Here is a 23,129-nt window from a genome sequence, read left to right as displayed (position 1 = left end):
AAAATGCGGCTTTACCCGTCGCATGACCAGTCAGTAGTTGACCAGCAGTTGAGGGTTGGTTTCCCCACCAAAGCGTGGCTTCACATCAAGCAATGACGCGGTTCTCTCGATGATTTCCTTAGTCATCGGTGCTGCCGTGGAAGCGGCTGTCCTGCCCCCGTGCACACCGGTTTTGGGAGCGTCGATGATTGTCAGTACCACGTAGCGCGGCTTGTCCATCGGAAACCCGGCGACAAAAGCGTTGAAATTGATGTCCTTGGCGTACCTGCCATTGATGACCTTGTCAGCGGTTCCAGTCTTGCCGCCGACGTGAAACCCTTCGACCTGGGCACCGCGACCAGAACCTTTTATGCCATTCCAATTGTAGAGAAACCGCATATCCGCGCTGGTCTTCGTTTTGATGACGGCGCGGGACATCATTGCCGCCTCGTTCTTCGAACGAGGTAGGAAGGTGGGATTCATGAGGGAGCCGCCATTGATGAGAGCTGCGGCGGCGACAGCGGTTTGAAGCGGCGTGGTGGCAACGCCGTGACCGAATGAGATCGTAACGGAATTGATCTTCTTCCACGTCCGGGGTTGGGTCGGGGTTGCGACGCCGGGCATCTCCGTTTCCATCTTCGAGAGCAGTCCCAGCCTCGTCAGAAATTCCTGATGACCTTCTATCCCGACCCTGTCTGCAACGGCGGCAGTTCCAATGTTCGATGAGTACTGGAAGACTTCCGGAATGGACAGAGGCCGGTTCTTCCCTTTGAAGTCCTTGATCGTAAATCCACCCATCCGAATGGGGTGGGACGCGTCAACGACGGAGTTCAGGGTGATCTTCTCCGCATCCAGGCCCATAGCGAGCGTGAAGCTTTTGAACGTCGAACCCATTTCAAAAGTGGCGTTGCTGATACGGTTAAACCAGCCCTTTTCGTATTCCTTGTCAATTGATCCATCCGGCAGGTTGCGCGAAGGCTGGTTGGGATCATAGTCGGGCACTGAGGCCATGGCGATGACCTCTCCTGTCTCCACATCGAGAATGACGGCGCCTGCGGCTTCCGCCTGATAGTTCGTCATCGCTCGCGCAGCTATTTCACGAACGATATGCTGAACGCGAACGTCGATCGAAAGCCTTACGGGCTCAAGTCGCGTATCATTCGTCAGCCCTGTGGCTCGTAGGTCGGCATACCCCTGCTGATCGATGTACCGCTCCATACCCGCAAGACCGAGGTTGTCGACATTGACATGACCGACGATATGAGAGGCGGTCGCCGCGCCGGGGTAGAAACGTCGCTTTTCCGGCCGGAAACCTATGCCAGGAATGCCCAGTGCGAGAATTTCGGACTGCTGGCGGGGCGTGAGCTGGCGCCGCAACCACTGAAAACCCGAGCCAGATCGAAGCTTCCTGTGCGTATCGCTCCAATCGAGGTTCGGCAGAACGGTTGCAAGTTTCTCCACAACCTCGTCAGCATCAACGATGCGGCGTGGTTCCGCGTAGAGCGATACCGTGTTTATGTCAGTTGCCAGCAGCTCTCCATTGCGGTCGAGAATGTCAGGACGCGTTGCAACCGCATTGGCACTGGGGAGAATGGAGCCCGTGACGACAGGTTCGACCATACCATACTGCACGAGGCGGGCGCCAACCACGATATACATCACGGCAAAGCCTGCAATCAGAAAGGTCAGTCGTTGTCGGCTGTCACGCCTGCGACGCTCCGAGGTGCCGACAAAAGCCGTTGCCGCAGGCAGTGTCTTGGATTCTAATCTGAAATGAGCGCGGCGATTCAGCTGGACGATAAAACCAATCATAACAAACCCTAATCACCGAGCGTATTTCGAACGTGAGCAGCCGCTGCCGCCAACCTATTTGAAATTTGCACTTGGCGCGTCTGAAACCAAACAAGGATTGGTCGCGACGCCCAGCACAATTAAGTTTAAATTAATATACACTTAAAATTGCACGAAGCTGATTAACGCTTCATTAAGCTCCGTGACGAAGCCGCTTCTCTGTAAGTGCCTTTTCGGCGCATTCAGCCGGAATCGCCAGCCCTCATGACGTTCACACATGTGGCGTCGAAGCCGCTCTCCACCATATCCCAGAAGGAGCGCAGGTTGTGGTCACTCTCGACTGACTCCCGATCATGGCGTCATGTGTAGCGCTTTGAGACCTGGCCTCAGAAAGTAAGGTGCCGTGTTGATGAAGGACCAGTACGGTGGCTCCAATGGCATTTCGTGCTCATTTGAAACATATTCGTCATGATGAAACTTGGAGGATATTATGGGAACACAGCGCTATGGTGCCGGAATCTGGCATTTCGCAATCTATCTCGATCGTTATGCGACGGATGGCTATGGTTCGCCTCGCAGCGTGATCGACGCTATCGATCTTGCGGGGCAGGTAAATGACCTCTCGGTCGTCGATATCAACTATCCATTCTTTGGCGGGGACTTTTCCAACGCTCAGGTGAAAGAGGCGCTTGATCGAAACAAGCTCGGCGTTATCGGTATTACCCCCGAAATTTACACGCGCGAGTTCGTCAAAGGTTCTTTTACAAATCCCGATGCAGGCGTGCGGCGGCGAACGCATGAGTTGGTGACGGAAGCCTGTGAGCAGGTGCGTTATTTCAATGCTGATTACGTCAAGCTGTGGCCGGGTCAGGATGGCTGGGATTATCCTTTTCAGGTCGACTACGGCACGCTGTGGAAGCACTCGCTCGATGGTGTTGGAAAGCTCGCCAGCGAAAATCCTGATCTGAAATTCGTGATCGAGTACAAGCCCCGCGAACCGCGTGTGCGGATGAGCTTCGGTTCAGTCGCGCGGACGTTGTTGGGTATCGAAAAGATCGGCTTGCCAAATGTCGGCATTCTCTTGGATTTCGGTCACGCGATCATGGGTGGAGAATCTGCTGCCGACAGCGCCCAGCTGGCGATCGACTATGGACGCCTGTTCGGTATGGACGTGAACGATAATTATCGGTCCTGGGATGACGACCTTGTGGCAGGCAGCCTGCATCCCATTGAACTGTTCGAGTTTTTCCACGTGCTGAGGAAGAACAAGTGGGAAGGTGTATGGCAGCTCGATCAGTTTCCCTTCCGCGAAGACAGTGTCGCGACGGCCAACCACGCCATCGACTTCCTCAAGGCCGCATCGAGAGGTCTCGACGCGCTGGATGTGGATGCGCTGCAAGAGGCCCAGTCACGGCACGACGCAATCGGCGCACTGAAAATTGCTCAAAAAGCTTTGTATGGCGCAATGTAGACTGCCAACCACGGTGCAGTCGCCATGAGACTGCACCGGATGTCTTTTCGCATATCAATTAAAGGAAGCTGCCCCGCGCCGGGCAGTTCATCAAAGCAAGTCCTGTTCAATCGGCAGACGAGGATTTTTCGGTGCCTCGCCGAGTTGCGATCTCTCAAGGCGTTTGGGTCTTGCCCATTCCTGTCTCGCTTCTTCAGACAGTACGAGACCATGGCCTGGCCTGTCGGGGGCGTAGGCGTAGCCGTCGCGGATTTCGATGGGGGTTTCCACGAGATGATCGAAGTTCTGGAAGGAATATTCCAGCCATTCGACTTCCGGCAGGGCTGTGGCCATATGGACGCCGACTTCGAGGAAGGTGTTGCCAAGGCTGACCGGTATCCCCATTTCCGCGGCAAGCCAGCCGATGCGCATGACATCGGTCACCTGTCCATGGACATTGAGAAGATCGGTGCCGTGGTTTTCCAGAAGGATGCGCTTTCCGGGCATATCGAGATATTCGCCACTGTTGATCTGCGTCCAGTTGACGGCGTGACGCAGCGTCCGCAAGCCCTCGAAGTCATGGCGCAGAATAGGGTCTTCCACCCAGAGCAGATCGTGGCCAGCATCGCGGATTTCCGTCAGCTTGACGAGTGCTTCCTTTGAGTTCCAGGCCTCGTTGGGATCGATCATGATCAGCGAACCCTCTGGCACTGATTGCTGAAGCAGATCGAGCCGTTTCAGGTCGCGCTTGAAATCAGGATGACCGACTTTGATTTTGAAGGCGTTATATCCAATGCTCGCCGCATGGCGGAACAGCGCGCAGAAAGCCTTGTCGCTCAAGTGGAAATCGAGACCGCTGGCATAGGCGCGCACACGATCCCGTCTGCTTCCCAGCAATTGATGCAACGGCATGCCGGCCTCTTTTGCGGCGAGGTCCCAGAGTGCGACTTGTAGCGCTTCATGAAACGGCAGAGAGAATGCGCGTTGGTTGCCGCCACGCGGCCGGTTGACACGGTGCACGAGGCCGATTGCTTTTTGGCCCTTCAACGTCGGCCAAACCTCGTTTTCAAAGACGGCTTCTATTTCAGCCTGATCGGGCAGGGGGTGGAACAGGGTCTGGATGAATCCCAACCCTATCTCACCTGTTTCAGAGACCAGTTCCAGGGCTGCAACGTTGGCGTCGTCGGCACGAACCTGACTATCGCCAATTACACGGTCGCGGGCAAACTGAAATCGCGTTATACGGAAATGAGAAATAGTCATGGCGGGCTCTCTGATCGCTTAAAAACTGATACTGATCTATCAGAAAGGAAATTTTCTGTCATCATGAAAAAATTGTCGGAGCGTCAAGCTGTGAAATCAAGCATCATGGAAGCGGGTGCGCCGCGCCTGAGCGATGTCGCCTATGAGCGCATTCTCGAAAGTCTTTTCGAGCGCAAGGTGCCCGTTGGCGCCTTCATTTCGCAGAACGAACTGTCGGCTATTGTCGATGTGCCGGTCGCGCCACTGCGCGATGCGTTGCGGGTGCTGGAAGCCGAGGGCATTCTGACCATTCATCCGCGGTCGGGTATTCAGTTTATCCGGCCCGGCCTGGAGCTTACCCGATCTACTTATCAGTTTCGCTCCATTGTCGAGCGCGCGGCGGTCCGGGTGTTTGCGGAAGAAGCAGACGAGCACATAACAAATGCCCTGGAAGTCAGGCATTCCAGGCTTCTGCGTCGTGTGGAGCGTGACGGTATTGGCCCGGAGCAGCTGCTTGAGATGGATTCGCTGGAGCTGGACTTGCACGGCCACATCATCCAGGCGCTGCGCAATCCGCTCATAGACAGCGCGTACAAGCGCATGCACAATTACCTGCGGCTGCTGCGATTGGAGCGCAAGGTGACGGTGCCGATCATGATCCGAACGCTGAAGGAGCATCTCGATATTCTCGAGGCCTGCGGCACGCGAAATGCTGAAGCTGCGGAAAGGGCGTTGCAGGCGCATTTCCAGGCGGCCATGCAACGTAACCTCGGGCTGGTATAAATTAGCACCATTAATTTCAGAGGGTGGTGATGTGCGTTGTTGCAGATGTTGAGAATTGATGCTAGCTTCCACTGATAGATCAGATTGGGAGTCTGATCTCTTGGGAGGTTTCGATGCATCTGAGCAAACGTGAATTTCTGGCAGCGAGTGCAGTCCTGGCTTTTGCCGCGAGCCTGCGCAGCGCCAACGCTGCAACGGCGATCAATTATTGGCACCATTTCGCCAGCCAGTCCGAAATGGCGGGACTGGCCAAAATCATCCAGCTGTTTGCAGCGGCAAACCCGGATATTTCGGTGACGCAGGAAAGCATTCCGAATTCGGAATATATGGCGAAAGTCTCCTCTGCCGTCGTGGCGGGTGGTCGTCCCGATACCGGCATGGTGATTGCCGAACGTTTTGCCGACCTGACGGCGATGGGTGCGCTGGTCGATATCAGCGAGCGTGTCAACAAGTGGGAAGGCAAGGCCAACCTGCCGGACAATCGTTGGGCCGGAATGTCGAGTGAAGGCGCGATTTACGCGGTGCCTGCCTATGCCTTCGTTGACTGGATGTATTACCGCAAGGACTATTTCGACGAAGCAGGAATTTCCGCTCCTCCCAAAACCTTCGATGAATTTCTGACCGTCTGCCGCAAGCTGACGGACCCATCCAAAAACCGTTACGCATTCGGCATGCGCGGTGGCGCGGGTGCGTTCAAATATGTGATCGACGTGATGGAATCCTTTGGCTCCCCGCTCGTAAAAGATGGGCAGGCTGCCATCGACAAGCCAGCGGCGGTCGAGGCGATCACCTTCTACGCCAATCTCTTCCGCAAGGAAAAAGTCGCGCCGCCAAGTGCGCCGAACGATAGCTATCGTCAGATCATGGAAGGTTTCAGAACCGGCCAGACGGCGATAATCTGGCACCATACCGGTTCGCTGATCGAAATCTCCACGGCACTGAAACCCGGCGTCCAATTTGCCACCGCGCCCATGCCAGCCGGCCCCAAGGCGCACATTGCCCGCGTTGCTTATGCGGGTAACGGCATCTTCAAGGAAGATAATGTCGAGGCCGCGTGGAAGTGGATCAGCTTCTGGGGCCAGACCGATGCGGCCATCGCGCTGCTTGAGGCGACGGGCTACTTCCCGGCTTCGACCGCCGCGCTGAAAGACGAGAGGATCACCGGCAATCCGATTTACGCTGCGGCCACGCAGACGCTCGAATTCGGTCGTCTGCCGAACAGCTTCGTCGGTGCAGCGGGCTGGTCTGAAAACGTCGTCAATCCGACATTCCAGTCGGTCCTCACAGGTCAATTGACGCCCGAACAAGCCGTCGATCGCATGATCGAGGGACTTGAAGCAGCGCTGCGCTAATCTCTTACAGGCGCGGTGCGGCTTGCCGTATCGCGCGCCAAGCAGGGACGGCGTCAGCGCCGCGTTTCCATGACATCACATTCAAGACGCCATCCTTTCAGCAGTCTCGGAGACATCTCGGAAACGCGTTACTGGGTGTATCTGCTTCTCCTTCCGAGCCTTCTCCTGCTGTTTCTGGTGGTGGCTTACCCTACGATCTACGGGTTTTTCATCAGCGTGCGTGAAATGCGCCTGACGCGGCCCGGCCTCAATGGATTTGTGGGGATGAAGCATTACGTTGCGATGATGTCGGATCGCGTTTTCTGGATATCGCTGAAAAACACTGCAATCTGGGTGGTCGCAGCTGTCACGATCGAGATGACGCTCGGCTTCATCGCAGCCGTGGCACTCAACCGCAATCTCCCGGGCACGAAGATTTTCGGCGTGCTGATCCTGCTTCCGTATTTCCTGCCCAATGTGGTGGCAGGGCATATGTGGGCGCTGCTTCTCGATCCGCGCCTTGGCGTTATCAACGACATCCTCGTTCGGCTTGGCATCTTGAGTTCCTACAAGGCCTGGTTTGCTGATCCGAACACCGCTCTTGCCGCGACCATTCTTGTCGAGGCATGGCACGGGTTTCCGTTCTTCGCGCTTCTGTTTCTGGCTGGCCTCAAGGGCATACCGGAAGACCTATACAAGGCCGCAGCCGTGGATGGTGCTGGCTCCTTCACCAAGTTCAGATTGATCACCGTGCCGATGCTGAAGACGGTGATCACGGCTGCCGTCATCCTGCGCGTCATCAGTCTCGTCAACTCGCCGGATCTTTTGCTGGTACTGACAGGCGGTGGCCCCGGCAATGCCACGCAGGTTCTATCTCTCTATGCGTTCCAGACCGCCTATCGCGATTTTAACTTCGGTTACGCGGGCGCTCTTTCAGTTGTGATGTTCTTCATCCTGATGGTCTTCGCAACGATCTACATCCGCCTGTCGCGCATAACGAAGGAGTGAGCCATGTTTAAAAGCAATCGCAGCAGACGACTGGCCGCCGATATCCTGACTTACGCGGTTCTGTTCACGCTGGCGGCCTTCTGCCTTGGCCCCATGGTCTGGATGTTTCTGACATCGCTGAAGCCCGAGGCCGATATCGTCACGTCGCAGATGCAGTATATCCCGACGCACATCACTTTTGAAAACTATGTGGCGATCTGGACCCAGTCTAACTTTCCGGTGCTGATTACCAACAGCCTCATCGTCACCACGGTCACCGTCGCCATTTGCGTCGTCACCGGCACGCTGGCGGCGTATGCCTTTTCCCGGCTGGTGTTTCGTGGACGCAACAACATCATGCTCGGTTACCTGCTGATCCGCATGTTCCCGGCCGTGATGATGATCATCCCGCTCTACGTCATGATGCGAACCGTGGGGTTGGTGGATAGCCGGTTTGGCTTGGCTCTCGCCTATACCAGCTTCCTGCTGCCGCTTTTCGTGTGGATGCTCAAGGGCTTTTTCGATGCTGCACCCAAAGAGCTGGAAAGTGCCGCGCGCATCGATGGTTCGACCCGGCTTGGCGCGATGGTCCGCATCGTGCTTCCCCTGGCACGAAACGGCCTTGTCGCCAGCTCCGTCTTCATCGCCATTGCCGCCTGGAACGAGTTCATCTTCGCTCTCATGCTGACCACTGGCCAGGGCTCTCGGACATGGCCGGTCGGGCTTCAACTGATGGTCGGTGAATTCCAGCTTCCCTGGGGCGTTCTCGCCGCAGGTGGCATTCTCAGCATTCTCCCCGTCATGCTTTTGTTTGCGATCGTCCAGCGGGCAATGGTTCAGGGTCTCACCGCCGGAGCCATCAAGGGCTAAAGGAACACATAAAATGGCGACACTTTCACTCAACAACGTCCGCAAGTCCTATGGCGCACTCGAAGTCCTGCATGGTATCGACATCGAGCTTGAGGATGGCGGTTTTCTGGTGCTGCTCGGGCCATCCGGCTGCGGCAAGTCGACCTTGCTCAACATCATCGCCGGGCTCGATGAGACGTCCAGCGGCGATATCGCTATCGGCGGACAATCGGTCTCTAACCTGCCGCCGAAAGATCGCAACATCGCTATGGTGTTCCAGTCCTACGCGCTTTATCCGACCATGTCGGTGGAGCGAAACATCGGTTTTGGTCTGGAAATGCGCGGTACGCCTGTCGATCAGCGCCGCGAAGCCGTCGCGCGTGCGGCAGATATGCTGCAGGTCACGCATCTGCTGGATCGCAAACCGGCCAACCTGTCCGGTGGCCAGCGCCAGCGCGTGGCGATGGGTCGCGCGATTGTTCGAAATCCGGATTTATTCCTGTTCGATGAACCACTCTCGAACCTCGATGCCAAGCTGCGGGTGGAAATGCGTACTGAGATCAAGCGGCTGCATGAGAGGCTAGGCACGAGCATTGTCTACGTCACCCACGATCAGATCGAGGCCATGACGCTGGCAACGAAAGTGGCCGTAATGAAAGGCGGCCATATCCAGCAACTGGCCGATCCACGCACCATTTATGAACGCCCTGCCAATATGTTCGTCGCCGGCTTCATCGGTTCGCCTGCCATGAATTTTCTGAAAGGGCGGCTGGTGAACAGCGAGTCCGGCTGGCAGTTCAAGGCAGAAGACGTATCGCTGGACTTGGGACGCAGCGATACGAAACTGGCAGAACAAGACGTCATCCTCGGCGTGCGGCCGGAAGAGTTGAAGGTTGCCCACGCCGACGGAGTTGCCGCTTTCCGTGGCACAATCGACGTTGTCGAGCCCACCGGGCCTGACACGATGCTCACCACCCTCATCGCTGGCCAGATCGTGATCGCACGCGTGGAGCCACGTTTCGCCGGTAAGCGCGGAGAGACCGTTGCCTTCACCGTCGATCCTACCAGTATCAACCTCTTCGACCCGCAGACGGAATTAAGAGTGCAATGGTAAAGTCGGGCGCTCATCAAAACCTGTTCAGCGATGTGTACTGGCAGGCTTGATCGCGTTGGCGAGGAACGGTGTCACGATGAAGACGTGCGGCCATGCACCTTTGGGTTCAGTTTCACCTAGCGACCGCGAAAGGCCGCTTATGCAACGAGGCGGTGCGCTGGCCCACGATGGCACTAGATAACGCCCTTGCCGAAAATGAAACATCCGTACGGTCCAGGATCGGATGTTCGCACGATCGCAAAAGATTTTTTGGCCGCCTCGTAAAACGCAAAACGCTCCAACGCTTCAATCTGAACGTGTCGATTTTCGGAATGATTGACGACATTTTGTATGGCTGCGAAAATCGGGACCTGGCCGTCGGGATCGCCCACAACTTGCATGCGTTTTACCGGAGCATCGATAAAGGTGTCGAGAGGAAACAGTTTCAGAATGGCCTCGGCGGCACGTTCCAGGCCGCATCCAGAAAGATTGATGATCTTTCCATAGGTGGTATGATGGGCGATGGTTGCAGCGGGATGGTTGATGTCGCACAGGACCAATTGGTCACCATGCCCCATCAGCATAAGCGCATGAAGCAGTTCAGCATTGATAACCGGATCGATCCCTTTGAGCACTGCCATCTCCTCCTCTGAATGCAGATATCTGCTTCACAGAATATATGATTTTTGTAATGTCGGCAATCGACGCGAGTAATTCGTTCGCACTGATTGCCAGTTTTTCGTCCAAACTCAGCCAAAATACTGCGTAGATGTGCGATTATAGCGGCGAATTGCTGTGCGTTGAGAAATATTCGTCAACTTCCTAATAACGTAATTTACAATACCGAAAATCTGTGTGAAGTTCTCGAAACGGATGACGTCCTCCCAAGGATAAGACGTTCGGCGGGTGCAGCGGTTGGCTGCACCCGCTGACCGAAAAGGGGGGCGCAATGTCGCGAGGAGTGCGCGACGCCGTGGGAGGAGAAACGCTTTTGGCATCGATGAATATCGTCAATGTCGGAAAGGCCTATGGCAGCCTGACGGTGATCCATGGTGTTTCCGTTGAAATACCCGACGGCGAATTCGTCGTTTTGGTGGGGCCGTCCGGCTGCGGAAAATCAACGCTGCTGCGCATGGTGGCAGGGCTGGAGCCGATCACATTCGGCGATATCCAGATCGACGGGAAGGTGGTCAACGACCTGCCACCGAAAGACCGCGATATCGCGATGGTGTTCCAGAGCTACGCGCTTTATCCGCACAAGACGGTGGCCGAAAACATGGGCTTTGCGCTGAAAATGCGCGGTGAGACCAAGGTCGATATCGACGCCCGCGTGCGTAAAGCGGCTGAAATCCTTGACCTCGTGCCGTATCTAGCGCGCTATCCTCGCCAACTTTCCGGTGGCCAGCGTCAGCGTGTGGCGATGGGCCGTGCCATTGTGCGCGATCCCAAAGTCTTCCTGTTCGATGAGCCGCTGTCTAATCTCGATGCCAAGCTGCGTGTGCAGATGCGCGCCGAGATAAAGGAATTGCAGCGGCGGCTGGCGACAACCATGATCTATGTGACGCATGATCAGGTGGAGGCCATGACGATGGCGGACCGCATCGTCGTGCTGCGGGATGGGCGTGTCGAGCAGATCGGTTCGCCGCTGACGCTCTACGACAAACCCGCCAACACCTTTGTCGCGGGATTCATCGGCTCCCCATCCATGAACCTCATCAAGGGCCATATTCGTAGCGCCGCAGACCCCTATTTCGAGACGGATGACGGCATTCGCCTGCTGCTTTCGCGCGCGCCTGCCGGTTCGGATGGCAAGTCTGCCTTTTACGGTATCAGGCCGGAGCATTTCACACTTGGCGGCGCGGTCAACGCGCAGGTCACGGTGGTGGAATCGACCGGCTCGGAAACGCAGGTCTTTGCAAAAATCGGTCAGCAGAAGATCATCGGTGTGTTTCGCGATCGGGTGGAAGAACCCGCGGGCGGCACGATTGCCATGACGCCGAATGTTGCGCTGGTCCATCTGTTCGATGGTGAAAGCGGGCTGAGGCTGGACTGAATTTCTGGTTGTCGCTGCGAGGAGAAAAGCGACGACACCATATCAACGGGAGGAGAACCGCATGAAAGTCAGTGATTTCGAGAGAATGATGGCGATCGGCCTGAGCCGCCGCGCTATTTTGAAGACCAGCGCAAGCCTGGGTGCCGTTGCAGCGGCGGGCAGTATGCTCGGTCCGTTCGGTGCAGCTTATGCGCAGGACGCATCCTTGCGCACCCAGATTTTGCAGGTTCCGGGTGTCGGCAAGGGCTCGCCAACCGATGCCGACTGGCAGAAGGTCGGTGAGATGTGCCTGGAGGCCACCAAGAAGAGCGTCAAGCAGGGCGAGTTTGCCGGTATCGAGCTGTCCTTCATGGGTCTCAACAACCAGAACCTCCACAACGTTCTGTTCCGTGGCTTCTTGAAGCCGTGGGAAGATTACACCGGTGCCAAGATCACCTGGATCGATCTGGCGCAGGCCGATTACAATCCGCGCCTCCAGCAAGCCATTGCCACCGGTACCGTTGATTTCGACCTGCTTGAGATGGGCGCTCCCTTCGAAGGCGATGTCTGCGGCAAGGGATTGGCGTCGGAAATGCCGGATTGGGTCAAGGCCCAGATCGACATGGACGACTACGTCGATTATCTCAAAGCGCCCGTCGGCACCTGGGATGGCAAAACCTACCGTGTCTCCGTCGATGGCGATTGCCACAACTTCAACTACCGTACCGATTACTTTGCCGATGCCGACTTGGCTAAAGCCTGGAAGGACGAAGGCCATCAGGGCGATTGGGCGGTGCCGAGAACCTGGCAGAAGGTGCAGGAAGTCACCAAATTCCTCAAAGGCAAGAAAATTGCTGGCACCGATGCCATCGGTTATCTCGATTCGCCGAAGGCCTGGGGCGGTTTCGGCTTCTACTTCCTCGGCAGCCGCGCCACGGCTTATGCCAAGCACCCCGATGACAAGGCCTGGCTGTTCGACACCGACACGATGAAGCCGCGCATCAACAATCCTGCCTGGGTTCGCGCCATTCAGGACGTGATCGACGCGCTGCCATCGGAAGCTGGCGACCAGCTCAATGCCGACCCCGGCACGGCGGCCTTCCAGCAGTTTCTGGCTGGCACCGGATCGATGGTCTCGTGGTGGGGTGACGTGGGGGCTGCCGCGCGGACCAGCGATACATCTGTCATCGGTGACACCATCGGCTTTGATATCCTGCCGGGCTCCGACGATGTCTATAACGCCAAGACCGGCAAGTGGGACAAGCTTGCCAGCGGACCCAACTATGCGCCGAACATGGCCTATCTCGGCTGGGGCGTTTACGTCATGGCGCGTGTCGATAGCGACGAGAAGAAGAAAAAGGCGGCGTGGAGTGCAGCAGCCCATCTCGGTGGCAAGGATATTGCACTGTGGACGGCAGCCTATCCATCCGGCTTCCAGTGCTATCGCAAGAGCCAATTCGATATCAAGGAATGGGTGACAGCTGGCTATGACGAGGCGTTCATCTCGAACTATCTCGCCTCCCAGTCCAACTCCTACAACCACCCCAACGCTGCCATCGAGCCACGCATACCGGGCATCTTCCAGTATTACAGCGTGGCTGAAGACGAGCTCGCCAAGGTGTTTGCCGGACAAGCCTCGGCACAGGAAGGGGCAGACGCTATCGCCGCTGCCTGGGAAAAGGTTACCGACCAGCTGGGCCGTGAAAAGCAGATCGCGCTCTACAAGGCGTCTCTCGGCGTCTGATGCCTGAAACACTCGTCTCAGGCGGCACAACACTGTGTCGCCTGAGCGCGCTTGAAGACGGCTTTCCAGCCCTGAGGTTTGCCCATGTCGCATACGATCACGCCAACTTTGCAGCCCGTCGAACAGGCGCCTGTTCAGGCAAGCGCCGCCAAACGCGGCAAGCTTTTGCTGTTGGCCGCGACTGTCCTCATGTTCGTCGTGCTCGCTCTTCAGATATCCGATGCGGCGGGATTAACCGCATTTGGTTTCGTCAGCTGGCGACCGTTGCTGTTTGCCTACATCATCTGGGCAACTGCGCTTTGCGCGGCGCAAATCCTGATCCGCGGGGAGGCGGGACAGCGTGCGGCCTTCGTGCTTCCGGCTGTCCTCTTCACCGTCGCCATGGTGGTGTTTCCCACCGTCTTCGGCCTCTATATCGCGTTTACGGACTGGAACCTCAGCGCCGCTGCCGGTCGTCGTTTCAACGGGCTGGATAATCTGCGGACCCTGTTTGCGGACCGTTATTTTTGGAACGCGCTGCTGAACATGGTCTATTATGTTCTGTCGGTACTGGTGCAATACGCCATCGCCTTCGGGTTGGCGCTGCTGCTCAACGCGGAGATCAAGGCGCGCAAATTCTTTCGCGTCGCGTTCCTGCTGCCGCTCATGCTGAGCCCGGTTGCCGTCAGCTGGATGATCGGCAAGTCTCTGATGGAATATCGCTTCGGCCCCGCCGCCACGCTCGCGCGCCATCTGGGCTGGGACAATCCGGCGTTTTTTTCCACGCCATGGCTGGCGCGGACCTCAATCATGGCCATGGATGCCTGGGTGTCCATTCCCTTCATGATGATCCTGCTGCTGGCAGGCCTTCAGGCGTTGCCGTCCGAGATCAAGGAGGCGGCGAAGGTGGATGGTGCTTCAGGCTGGCAGAGTTTCAAGGAGATTACCTTTCCGCTGATGCTGCCCGTCAGCATCACCGTCATCATCTTGCGCATCATTTTCCAGCTGAAGCTTGCCGATATCGTTATCAACGTCACGGCTGGTGGACCGGGCGGGGCGACGGACACGGTCTCCAGCTTCATCTTCCGCGAATACCGGGATCGCTCCAATGTTGGCTACGGCACCATGCTTGCGGAATTCTATCTCGTCATCATCATCATTTTCGTCGCGCTCATCCTCAAAGGGGCGAGCCGGTGGATGCAACGCGACAATTGAGGGTGAAGCCCATGGCAACACAGGTTGAGACATCCACGACACGGCCAAGCATCTGGTCCCGCCGTCCGCAGTTTCTGACCAGCAGTCTGCTGATCTATGCAGCCTTGGTGTTCTGGGCTTTCGTCTCGCTGTTTCCGATTTACTGGACGATCACCACGTCGTTCAAGACGGCGGTGAACGTGACGCAGGGTCATCTCATCCCCTTCGTGGACTTCACGCCCGACTGGAAAGGCTGGCGCTCCCTGGGCCTGTCGCCCGATACGATCTTTGCGCAATCGACGGTGCGTGACGAATTCATCCGCCGGTTCATCAATAGCATCGTTGCCTCGGCTGGCGCATCTTTCCTCGCCGTCGTTATCGGCTCGCTCGCCGCCTATGGTCTCAGCCGCTTTTCCTACAAATTCCTCTGGATGAAGAATAAGGACATTTCCTTTTTCTTCCTGTCGCAGCTCATCCTGCCGCCGGTGGTGCTCGCCATGCCGTTTCTGGTTCTCTACAAACACCTGATGCTGCTCGACACGCTGGTCGGCCTTATCCTCGTCTACACGCTGATGGTCCTGCCCATCGTCATCTGGATCATGCGTGATCAGTTCGACACGATCCCGGTGGAGCTGGAGCAGGCAGCGCTGGTGGATGGTTGCTCCATTTGGGGTGCGTTCATGCGCATCGTTCTGCCCATCGCCCTGCCGGGCATGGTCGCGGCCTTCATCCTTTCGGTCATTCTGTGCTGGAACGAATATTTCTTCGCAGCCCTGCTGACGAGCTCTAATGCCAAGACGCTGCCGGTCATGGTGGCCAGCCAGACGGGGTCGCAGGGCATCAACTGGTGGTCTATGGCGGCGATTGCGACAGCGGCCATCATGCCGCTGATCCTCGTCGGCATTTTCCTGGAGCGCTACATCGTGAAGGGCCTGACGGCCGGGGCGGTCAAATAAGCGAGGCTGAACGCCGCGACACTCAATAGGGAAGGCTTGGAGTTTATCATGGGGTCTGGAGTTTCAATTCTCGGCATTTTCGTTGCCGATACCGCCTATCTCGCTCCGCGCATGCCTGCCATCGGTGAAACGGTTACCGGCAGTGGTTTTTCCGTCGGTCCCGGTGGCAAGGGCTCCAATCAGGCGGTGGCAGCGGCGCGGGCGGGTGCCGACGTCACGTTCATTTCCAAGATCGGCCGCGATACCTTTGGCGATCTGGCGCTGAAAACCTATGAGCAGGCGGGTGTCACGACGAAGCTGACCATTCTCGACGACCAACCCACCGGTGCCGCCTTTATCTATGTCAATGACACGACAGGCGATAATGCCATCATCGTGTATGCAGGCGCAGCAGGCACGATTGATGTCGGTGATGTCGAAGCCGCCCGTGACGCCATTGTGCAGTCGGCAGTGTTCGTCACGCAACTGGAACAGCCCGCACGCGCTGCGCATCGCGCGCTAGAAATAGCCCGCAATGCCGGTGTCACGACCATTTTCAACCCAGCGCCTGCCGAAGCTTTTCCCACGGAAATCTATAGTCTCTGCGACTTCATCGTTCCCAACGAAACGGAAGCCGCAGCACTGGTGGGCTTCCCGCTCGACACGTTGGATGATGCCAAGCGCGCAGGGGACGTTTTGTTGTCCCGCGGTGTCGGCGTGGCGCTCATCACGCTCGGCGCGCGCGGTGTGTTGTTTCATGCAGTCGACCAATCCGTCCACGTGCCAGCCATGTCTTACGGCCCTGCTGTCGATACCACCGGTGCCGGAGATGCCTTCGTGGGCGGTTTCGCAGCAGCTCTTTCACGAGGCGTAGCTCCGCTTGAGGCTGTTCGATTCGGATGCGCCACGGCTGGTATCGCCGTGACACGGCGCGGCACCGCGCCTGCCATGCCGACCATTGCGGAAATCGAGGCATTACTGGCGCGCTGAGGTAATCAGCGCGCCGTCAGATTTACGGGTGCAAGTCTCTGCCCCGTCACGCCTGCCCATGACTGCTTGCATCAGCCACCGCCGCGCTTTTTTTGGCGTTCTCAGACTGCCAAATAAGGTCAGAAAACGGCGTCGCGAAAACGATTTGATGCAATGCACAACATATATAACTTTACAAAATAAAATTAATTTGTGAAGTTACCATAACAACGATTGAAGTGAGCCATTGCCGTGACCCAATTGAAATTTGCCACCCGTTTGAACTCGTTCGCCTCGAAACCATCAGCGGAATGGCCGGAGCTTTCCGGCAAGCCTTCGATGCTGCAAATGGCAACGCGGGCCGCGAAAGTTGAAGGCCTGACGGATCTCGATCTCAATTATCCTGACCACGTCAACGACGATCCCGCTGTTCTGGCTCGTCAAATTGGCGATCTCGGTCTGGCGATCAATGGCTTTGCCATGCGCTACTATACCAATCCGGCCTTCAAGATCGGTGCTTTCACCAATCCGGATGCGGCTGTCAGACGCGAAGCGATCGACCTCACGAAAAAGGGCATCGATGCCGCACGTGCCGCTGGCAGCAACCTGATGACGCTTTGGTTGGGTCAGGATGGCTTCGATTATGCGTTCCAGGCCGATTACCACACCCTGTGGCAACACGAGATCGATGGAATTCGTGAAGTTTGTGCGCATGACCCGGATTGCCTCGTCAGCATCGAATACAAGCCGAACGAGCCCCGATCCTACAGCCTGATGCCGGACTGCGCGACGACGCTTCTGGCGATCAAGGACGTTGATATGTCCAATCTCGGCGTCACGCTGGACTTCGCGCACGTCCTCTACGCCGATGAACAGCCCGCTTTCGCAGCGGCCCTGATTGCTCGCTACAGCCGCGTCCTCGGCGTTCACCTCAATGACGGTTACGCCAAGCGCGATGATGGTCTGATGGTTGGCGCTGTTCACACTCAGCAGACGATCGAGCTGCTGCGCCAGATCCGCAAGGACGGTTATGACGGCGCAATCTATTTCGACACCTTCCCTGACATGACGGGTCTCGACCCGGTTCACGAATGCGAAGTCAACATTCAGACCGTCAAGCGCATGCTGAAAATCGTTGATCGGATCGAGCAGGACAATCGCCTGTCCGGTGCTGTCGAACGTCAGGACGCCGTGTCTGCACAGGCGGTCATTCAGGAGCTGATGCTCGGCTGATTTGCCCAAACAATCTCAAGCCCTCGTAACCAAGGGCACGCAGCAAGCGTGCCGACATATTCCATCCGGGAGGAAACCGATGAAGACCTTTTTGAAGACGACCCTTGCTGCCGGGCTTGCCGCCAGCTTCCTGTTCAGCGCAGCTTTCGCGCAGGAACTCGCGCCGCTCAATTCCGACACCGAAAAGGACCGCATGGACTGGTCGCAGCTTGAAGCCAAGCTTGGCCCGTTCCCGAAACTGCCTGAGGGCACGAAGGCCGGTGCTGTCTCCAAGACTCTGACCAACGAATACTGGCGCTCCCTTGGTCTGGGGTATGAGGCTTTCGGCAAGAAGGTCAACGTTCCCGTTGCTTACCAAGCCGCGCAGAGCGAGGGTGACCAGTTGGGCCAGCTAACGATTGCCGAAGGCATGATCACGCAGGGCTACAATGTTCTGCTCGTGTCTCCGCAGACGGATGCCAACTTGCAGCCGGTGATCGAGCAGGCCAAGGCCGCGAATATCCCAGTCGTCAACGTCAACGATGCCGTCATTCCGCAGGCGGAACACTATGTCGGTAACGTTCAGCGTGACAATGGCGTGCGTGTCGCCAAGTGGTTCATCCAGAACCGTCCTGAAGGTGGCAAGGTGGCCATCGTTGAAGGACAGGCCGGTGTGTACGCCGCTGTTCAGCGCACCGACGGCTTCAAGTCGACCATCAGCGAAGGCGGCAAGTTCCAGGTCGTCGCCAGCGTTCCCGGCAACTGGGATCGCCAGACCTCTTATGATGCTGCCACTAACATCCTCAACCAGCACCCCGACCTGATTGGTTTCTACGCCAACAATGACGGCATGGCGCTGGGTATTGTCGAAGCGGTCAAGGCTGCCGGTCTTGCAGGCAAGGTCGCAGTCTTCGGCACGGATGGCATTTCCGATGCCTATGCGTCGATTAAGGCTGGCGAACTCACCGGCACCGTGGACAGCTTCCCGGTTCTGACGGGCGAAGTCGCGCTGGAAACCGCGCTGCGTCTCGTTGCCGGTCAGAAGTTACCGCGCGTGGTTGCCACGCCACAGGCGCTGATCACCGCTGACAATCTCAGCCGCTATCAGGGCGAGGGCGTCGATGTGCGCGCCGTGCTGATGGAAGATGCAAAGACTGCCAAGTAACAAGCGCTCAGGGGAGGCGGGTTTTGCCCGCATCCCCATCAGCCTGAGAGGTGGGACGATGACGCCGCGACTGAGATTCGAGACGATTTCCAAGAGTTTTCCCGGCGTCAACGCGCTGACGGATGTCTCCTTCGACGTGGCTCCCGGTGAAATTCACGGACTCCTCGGCGAAAACGGTGCTGGTAAGTCGACGCTTCTGCGCATTCTATCAGGCGTTTTTCGCCCGACATCCGGCACCGTCTTCGTGGATGGTGAGGCTGTCGCCTTCAAGAAGCCGATGGATGCGCGTGCTGCCGGTATCGCGATGATCCATCAGGAGCTTCAGCAGGTGCCGCATTTGAGCGTCGCCCAAAATATGTTTCTCGGCCATTCGCTGACGCACATGGGTGGCATGTTCGTCTCCCGCCGCGAGCAGGAAGCCCGCGCCGCCGAAGCACTTGCTATGATCGACAAGACCATAGACCCGTCGGCCCCGATCTCGTCTCTCAAGGTCGCGCAGCGCCAGATCGTCGAAATCGGTCGCGCACTTCTCGACAAGGCGAAGGTCATCGCCATGGACGAGCCGACATCGAGCCTGACACCCAGCGAGTTCGATCGACTGGCCGAAGTCATTGCCAGCCTGTCGGCAAGTGGCGTGTCCATTATCTACGTGTCGCACAAGATGGATGAGGTGTTCCGCATCTGCCAGCGCTCCAGCATCATGCGCGACGGCAAGCTGGTGGACATCGTGGACCTTGCCAAGGTCTCGGAAACCGACGTAATCGCCAAGATGGTCGGTCGCGAATTGATGCAGGAAGAGCATAATTCCTTCGTTACCAATACCGTGAAACTCGAAGCTAGAAACCTGTCTTCGGCCACAAGAATTCGCGATGTGTCTTTCACCCTGCACAAGGGCGAAGTGCTCGGCATTGCCGGTCTCGTCGGCTCTGGTCGCACGGAACTCTTACGCCTGCTGGCGGGTGTCGACCGCCTAAGCGCAGGATCGATCAGCATCGACGGCAAGGAGCAGAGCTTCTCCAATCCGCGCGATGCTATTGCCGCCGGTATCGGGCTGGTTCCGGAAGAGCGCAAGCGTGAGGGCATCATCCCCTTGCGCCCCGTCGCCACCAACATGGCTTTGGCGTCGCTTGGCAGCTTTTCATCCGGCGGCATGATCAACAATTCCAAGTTACGCGCGACCGCGCAGGATTTGTTGAAGCGCGTGAATCTGCGCCCTTTCCAGCTGGATCGCCCGATCCGCCTGTTCAGTGGCGGCAATCAGCAGAAAGCGATTATCGCCCGCTGGCTTGCAGCGAAATCGCAAATTCTGCTGTTCGATGAGCCAACACGCGGCATCGATGTCGGGGCCAAGTCGGAAATCTATCACCTGATCGAAGACCTCGCCCGCGAGGGCCATTCCATCATCGTCGTCTCCTCCGAACTGCCGGAAGTCATCCGCCTGTCGGACCGCGTGCTGGTCATGCGCGAAGGGCGGATTGCCGCGACCATAGACCGTGATCAACTGAGCGAAAGCGCGATTGTCGCGCATGCCATTCCAGGGGCGAATGCCGATGCGGACGACGCGCGCATTGCGCGACCCGTGTGAACCTACAGGACAACCCATGACCAGCACTTCCAACGCACCCGCCACCTCTGCCCCGGCCTTCCGTCGCTTCTCGTTTTCGCTGCGCGATGCGGGAACGCTGATCGGTCTCATCGTCATCATGGCGGTGTTTGCCGCACTGGTTCCGGGCTTTATTTCCGAGCGAAACCTCGTCAACATCTTGCAGCAGTCCAGCATTAATGCGTGCCTGGCGCTTGGCATGACACTGGTCATCATCTCCGGCGGTATCGATCTGTCGGTCGGCCCGACGGCTGCGATCTCAGCGGTCGTCACCGCCAGCCTGCTCGTCGCTGGCACCCCCATTCCGCTCGCCATCCTTGCTGGTCTCGGCGTTGGCGTTCTCTGCGGCCTTATCAATGGCGGCCTCGTTGCCTATGTCGGCCTGCAACCCTTCATCGTGACACTCGGCACGCTCAGCACCTACCGCGCCATTGCGCTGATCTACACAGGCGGCAATCCCGTTCTTGGCATTCCTGCCGGTTTCCGATCCTTGTTCAACGGCAATCTCTTCGGCATCCCGACGCCCGTGCTGATCGTCGCCGTCGTTGCTATCGCCGCATGGATCCTGCTCAAGAAGACGCCGATTGGCGAATATCTGATGGCTGTCGGTGGCAATGAGGAGGCCGCCTATGTTGCGGGTGTTCCAATTGCTCGCACAAAGATCACTGCCTATGTCATTTCAGGCGGTCTCGCAGCTCTCGCCTCACTCATCCTCATTGGTCGTCTGGGTGCCGCGGAACCGATCCTCGGCAACCTCTGGGAACTGGATGCGATCGCGGCAGCGGCCATCGGCGGCGCGTCTTTGATGGGTGGCAAGGGCAGTATTCTCGGGACCATTCTCGGCGCCATCATCTTGGGTGCAATGCGCAATGGTTTGACGTTGATGAATGTTCAGGCCTTCTATCAACTGCTCGCCACCGGCCTTATAATCCTCGTCGCAATGATGATCGATCGCGCGACAAGGGGAAGAGAATGAATTCCGAAAGCTTCGACACAAAGGCCGTTGGCCCACGCATCCGCATGATGATGCCCCTGCTGACGCCTCTCGAAGCAAAGGTTGTCGATACCGTATTTGCCATGCGTGACTTCAGCGATGAGACGTCGCTCAAACAGATCGCAGATGATGCGGGCGTCTCGGAAGCCATGGTGGTCAAAATCACCAAGAAGCTTGGCTTTGCCGGATATCGCGATTTTCGCATGGCAGTCAGCCAATACAATCGTCAACCGACTGCGGAAATGCATCAGGAACTCTCGGTCGATGATACGTCGCTGGAAATCGTCCAGAAGGTTTTCCGAACGTCTATCAATGCCCTGGAAGAAACGCTTTCGATTTTGGATATGGTCGCCTTCGACAAGGCCGCGGACCTCATTCATGGCGCGAAGCATAGGGATTTCTATGGAGTGGGCGGTTCGGCGCAGATCGCGCGAGACGTCGCCCATAAATTCCTGCGTATCGGCGTGCGTGCCAGCGTATTTGACGATGTGCACATGATGCTGATGTCGGCAGCAATGTTATCCGAAGGCGATATCGCCATCGGCTTTTCCCATTCGGGCAACACTACCGCCATCATCGAAGCGCTTCAGCTTGCCAAGCGCAATGGCGCACAGACGATTGCGGTTACCAACTATAACTCATCCGCTCTGGCGCAAGCCGCCGATGTCGTCCTCTGCTCTACGGCGCAAGGATCTCCCCTCATGGGTGAGAATGCTGCTGCGCGCATCGCGCAACTCAACATTCTCGACGCCGTCTTCATGGCCGTTGCGCAGCGCGACTATCAATCGGCGGAAACAAATCTTGACCGGACCATGTCTGCCGTCAAATCCAAACGGAAAGATAAACCTTCATGACATCTTCGCCTCTCGTCACCGTTTTCGGCAGTCTGCATTATGATATTGCCGTCATGGGGCCGTCACGGCCACGCAAGGGCGAGACGGTCACCGGCACGTCATGGCATCCAAAGAGCGGTGGCAAGGGCGGCAATCAGGCGGTTTCGGCAGCGCGCACCGGGGTGGCGACGTCGATGATCGGAGCCGTCGCAGATGATGATTTCGGGCGGTTTTTGCTTACCAATCTGGAACGCAAAGGCGTCGATCACAGCTTCGTCCGGCGAGATGCCTTACAATCCACCGGCATGAGCGTCGCCATATTTGATGATGAGGGCGACTACGGTGCCGTTATCGTATCCGGCAGCAATCTGACCCTCGGTGAAGCAGATGTGAGCGCCGCTCAGGAACTGCTGTCGAAGACAACACTGCTTGTCCTCCAAAACGAGATTCCCGATGCCGCCAACGTCGTTGGCGCAAAAGCCGTCAAGCAGGCTGGTGGCCGTGTCCTGATCAATGCCGCACCAGCCAGAGCACTTTCCAGCGATCTCCAGCCGCTGATCGACATCCTCGTCGTCAACGCCATCGAAGCGGAAATGCTTGCAGGCGTTCCGGTCGTTGAGACACTTGAGGGCGCTTTGGAGGCTGCACGAAAACTGGTGCAGACCTTCCCACAGGTCGTCGTTACCGCTGGCGGCTCGGGGGTCGCTTACGCAAATCGCGATGGCGAGGAGATCGTCATCGAGGCAGTAAAGATAAAAGTTGAGAGTACCCACGGTGCAGGAGACGAGTTCATCGGCGTTCTGGCAGCCGAAATTGCGTCCGGTCGGTCAATGAACGAAGCGCTTCAAAAAGCGAATATGCAAGCGGCAAAACTGGTTGCCACACCTGAAGCGCAAAGACTTTGATGACCTGAGCCTTAGGGTATACGCCTACCAAACGAGCCAAGAACTATCGCGACTTGAAA

The 23,129-nt window shown here is 57.3% G+C and carries 20 protein-coding genes and 1 pseudogene; 17 read left to right on the top strand and 4 right to left on the bottom strand.

From position 1 onward, the window contains the following. Positions 1–30: 30 nt before the first annotated feature. Positions 31–1,791 (bottom strand): peptidoglycan D,D-transpeptidase FtsI family protein, encoded by a 1,761-nt coding sequence (locus QRN55_RS19305; RefSeq protein WP_284777950.1) that lies wholly within the window; start codon positions 1,789–1,791, stop codon positions 31–33. A gap of 469 nt (positions 1,792–2,260) precedes the next feature. On the opposite strand from QRN55_RS19305, the gene QRN55_RS19300 reads away from it, so the two are divergent. Further along, a complete protein-coding gene (locus tag QRN55_RS19300; protein ID WP_284777949.1) occupies positions 2,261–3,241 on the top strand; it encodes a sugar phosphate isomerase/epimerase family protein in 981 nt (326 codons plus the stop codon). A 90-nt stretch (positions 3,242–3,331) separates the two neighbouring features. On the opposite strand, the gene QRN55_RS19295 is transcribed toward QRN55_RS19300, so the two are convergent. Then, positions 3,332–4,132, bottom strand: a complete 801-nt coding sequence (locus QRN55_RS19295; protein WP_284778093.1) for an enolase C-terminal domain-like protein — start codon at positions 4,130–4,132, stop codon at positions 3,332–3,334. A 9-nt stretch (positions 4,133–4,141) separates the two neighbouring features. After that, positions 4,142–4,192 (bottom strand): annotated as a pseudogene (locus QRN55_RS19290) (hypothetical protein); the annotation flags it as partial. Between QRN55_RS19290 and QRN55_RS19285 the strand changes: the two are divergent. From QRN55_RS19285 to QRN55_RS19265, 5 genes are all read left to right on the top strand, one after another. After that, complete coding sequence (locus tag QRN55_RS19285) at positions 4,181–5,245, top strand: GntR family transcriptional regulator (protein ID WP_284777948.1); 1,065 nt, start codon at positions 4,181–4,183, stop codon at positions 5,243–5,245. The pseudogene QRN55_RS19290 and the gene QRN55_RS19285 overlap by 12 nt on opposite strands. 113 nt (positions 5,246–5,358) lie before the next feature. Continuing rightward, a complete protein-coding gene (locus QRN55_RS19280; protein WP_284777947.1) occupies positions 5,359–6,597 on the top strand; it encodes an ABC transporter substrate-binding protein in 1,239 nt (412 codons plus the stop codon). Positions 6,598–6,666: 69 nt separating this feature from the next. Continuing rightward, positions 6,667–7,584, top strand: coding sequence for a carbohydrate ABC transporter permease (locus QRN55_RS19275; protein ID WP_045231958.1), 918 nt, complete (start codon positions 6,667–6,669; stop codon positions 7,582–7,584). 3 nt (positions 7,585–7,587) lie between these two features. Continuing rightward, positions 7,588–8,433, top strand: coding sequence for a carbohydrate ABC transporter permease (locus tag QRN55_RS19270; protein WP_065700216.1), 846 nt, complete (start codon positions 7,588–7,590; stop codon positions 8,431–8,433). A gap of 13 nt (positions 8,434–8,446) precedes the next feature. Continuing rightward, on the top strand, positions 8,447–9,526 hold the full coding sequence (locus tag QRN55_RS19265; RefSeq protein WP_284777946.1) for an ABC transporter ATP-binding protein: 1,080 nt from the start codon (positions 8,447–8,449) through the stop codon (positions 9,524–9,526). A 173-nt stretch (positions 9,527–9,699) separates the two neighbouring features. Here QRN55_RS19265 and QRN55_RS19260 read toward each other — a convergent pair whose 3' ends face one another. Beyond that, entirely contained in the window at positions 9,700–10,146 is a 447-nt protein-coding gene (locus QRN55_RS19260) for an RbsD/FucU family protein (protein WP_284777945.1), read from the bottom strand. 350 nt (positions 10,147–10,496) lie between these two features. Between QRN55_RS19260 and QRN55_RS19255 the strand changes: the two genes are divergently transcribed. The 11 genes from QRN55_RS19255 (at position 10,497) to QRN55_RS19205 (ending at position 23,070) form a co-directional block, all read left to right on the top strand. Beyond that, positions 10,497–11,558: an ABC transporter ATP-binding protein gene (locus tag QRN55_RS19255; protein ID WP_284777944.1), complete on the top strand. Its 1,062-nt coding sequence runs from the start codon at positions 10,497–10,499 to the stop codon at positions 11,556–11,558. A 61-nt stretch (positions 11,559–11,619) separates the two neighbouring features. Beyond that, positions 11,620–13,281 (top strand): type 2 periplasmic-binding domain-containing protein, encoded by a 1,662-nt coding sequence (locus tag QRN55_RS19250; RefSeq protein WP_284777943.1) that lies wholly within the window; start codon positions 11,620–11,622, stop codon positions 13,279–13,281. A gap of 84 nt (positions 13,282–13,365) precedes the next feature. Further along, positions 13,366–14,475, top strand: coding sequence for a carbohydrate ABC transporter permease (locus QRN55_RS19245; RefSeq protein WP_284777942.1), 1,110 nt, complete (start codon positions 13,366–13,368; stop codon positions 14,473–14,475). A gap of 11 nt (positions 14,476–14,486) precedes the next feature. After that, positions 14,487–15,410 carry a carbohydrate ABC transporter permease gene (locus QRN55_RS19240; protein WP_284777938.1) on the top strand — a complete coding sequence of 308 codons (924 nt, stop codon included), beginning with the start codon at positions 14,487–14,489 and terminating at the stop codon, positions 15,408–15,410. Positions 15,411–15,458: 48 nt separating this feature from the next. Then, entirely contained in the window at positions 15,459–16,379 is a 921-nt protein-coding gene (rbsK, locus tag QRN55_RS19235) for a ribokinase (RefSeq protein ID WP_284777937.1), read from the top strand. Between the two features lie 240 nt (positions 16,380–16,619). After that, complete coding sequence (locus QRN55_RS19230) at positions 16,620–17,591, top strand: sugar phosphate isomerase/epimerase family protein (protein ID WP_284778092.1); 972 nt, start codon at positions 16,620–16,622, stop codon at positions 17,589–17,591. Between the two features lie 79 nt (positions 17,592–17,670). Continuing rightward, entirely contained in the window at positions 17,671–18,735 is a 1,065-nt protein-coding gene (locus QRN55_RS19225) for a sugar ABC transporter substrate-binding protein (protein WP_233137088.1), read from the top strand. Positions 18,736–18,793: 58 nt separating this feature from the next. Continuing rightward, a complete protein-coding gene (locus tag QRN55_RS19220) occupies positions 18,794–20,320 on the top strand; it encodes a sugar ABC transporter ATP-binding protein (RefSeq protein WP_284777936.1) in 1,527 nt (508 codons plus the stop codon). Positions 20,321–20,336: 16 nt separating this feature from the next. Continuing rightward, complete coding sequence (locus QRN55_RS19215) at positions 20,337–21,314, top strand: ABC transporter permease (RefSeq protein ID WP_284777935.1); 978 nt, start codon at positions 20,337–20,339, stop codon at positions 21,312–21,314. Beyond that, on the top strand, positions 21,311–22,186 hold the full coding sequence (locus QRN55_RS19210; protein WP_284777934.1) for a MurR/RpiR family transcriptional regulator: 876 nt from the start codon (positions 21,311–21,313) through the stop codon (positions 22,184–22,186). The genes QRN55_RS19215 and QRN55_RS19210 overlap by 4 nt, the downstream gene beginning before the upstream one ends. Next, complete coding sequence (locus tag QRN55_RS19205) at positions 22,183–23,070, top strand: ribokinase (protein WP_284777933.1); 888 nt, start codon at positions 22,183–22,185, stop codon at positions 23,068–23,070. The genes QRN55_RS19210 and QRN55_RS19205 overlap by 4 nt, the downstream gene beginning before the upstream one ends. Positions 23,071–23,129 lie beyond the last annotated feature (59 nt).

This window comes from Agrobacterium sp. lyk4-40-TYG-31, assembly GCF_030209855.1.
GTDB lineage: Bacteria > Pseudomonadota > Alphaproteobacteria > Rhizobiales > Rhizobiaceae > Agrobacterium > Agrobacterium vaccinii.
The sequence above is the reverse complement of the archived record's forward strand: the minus strand, read 5'-3'. Positions and strand labels throughout refer to the sequence as shown.

Bases quoted from the DNA above. Each gene is read 5' to 3' on its own strand.
- QRN55_RS19305 (WP_284777950.1), bottom strand. From the start codon at position 1,791: ATGATTGGTTTTATCGTCCAGCTGAATCGCCGCGCTCATTTCAGATTA.
- QRN55_RS19300 (WP_284777949.1), top strand. From the start codon at position 2,261: ATGGGAACACAGCGCTATGGTGCCGGAATCTGGCATTTCGCAATCTAT.
- QRN55_RS19295 (WP_284778093.1), bottom strand. From the start codon at position 4,132: ATGCCGTTGCATCAATTGCTGGGAAGCAGACGGGATCGTGTGCGCGCC.
- QRN55_RS19285 (WP_284777948.1), top strand. From the start codon at position 4,181: ATGAAACGGCAGAGAGAATGCGCGTTGGTTGCCGCCACGCGGCCGGTT.
- QRN55_RS19280 (WP_284777947.1), top strand. From the start codon at position 5,359: ATGCATCTGAGCAAACGTGAATTTCTGGCAGCGAGTGCAGTCCTGGCT.
- QRN55_RS19275 (WP_045231958.1), top strand. From the start codon at position 6,667: ATGACATCACATTCAAGACGCCATCCTTTCAGCAGTCTCGGAGACATC.
- QRN55_RS19270 (WP_065700216.1), top strand. From the start codon at position 7,588: ATGTTTAAAAGCAATCGCAGCAGACGACTGGCCGCCGATATCCTGACT.
- QRN55_RS19265 (WP_284777946.1), top strand. From the start codon at position 8,447: ATGGCGACACTTTCACTCAACAACGTCCGCAAGTCCTATGGCGCACTC.
- QRN55_RS19260 (WP_284777945.1), bottom strand. From the start codon at position 10,146: ATGGCAGTGCTCAAAGGGATCGATCCGGTTATCAATGCTGAACTGCTT.
- QRN55_RS19250 (WP_284777943.1), top strand. From the start codon at position 11,620: ATGAAAGTCAGTGATTTCGAGAGAATGATGGCGATCGGCCTGAGCCGC.
- QRN55_RS19245 (WP_284777942.1), top strand. From the start codon at position 13,366: ATGTCGCATACGATCACGCCAACTTTGCAGCCCGTCGAACAGGCGCCT.
- QRN55_RS19240 (WP_284777938.1), top strand. From the start codon at position 14,487: ATGGCAACACAGGTTGAGACATCCACGACACGGCCAAGCATCTGGTCC.
- rbsK (WP_284777937.1), top strand. From the start codon at position 15,459: ATGGGGTCTGGAGTTTCAATTCTCGGCATTTTCGTTGCCGATACCGCC.
- QRN55_RS19225 (WP_233137088.1), top strand. From the start codon at position 17,671: ATGAAGACCTTTTTGAAGACGACCCTTGCTGCCGGGCTTGCCGCCAGC.
- QRN55_RS19220 (WP_284777936.1), top strand. From the start codon at position 18,794: ATGACGCCGCGACTGAGATTCGAGACGATTTCCAAGAGTTTTCCCGGC.
- QRN55_RS19215 (WP_284777935.1), top strand. From the start codon at position 20,337: ATGACCAGCACTTCCAACGCACCCGCCACCTCTGCCCCGGCCTTCCGT.
- QRN55_RS19210 (WP_284777934.1), top strand. From the start codon at position 21,311: ATGAATTCCGAAAGCTTCGACACAAAGGCCGTTGGCCCACGCATCCGC.
- QRN55_RS19205 (WP_284777933.1), top strand. From the start codon at position 22,183: ATGACATCTTCGCCTCTCGTCACCGTTTTCGGCAGTCTGCATTATGAT.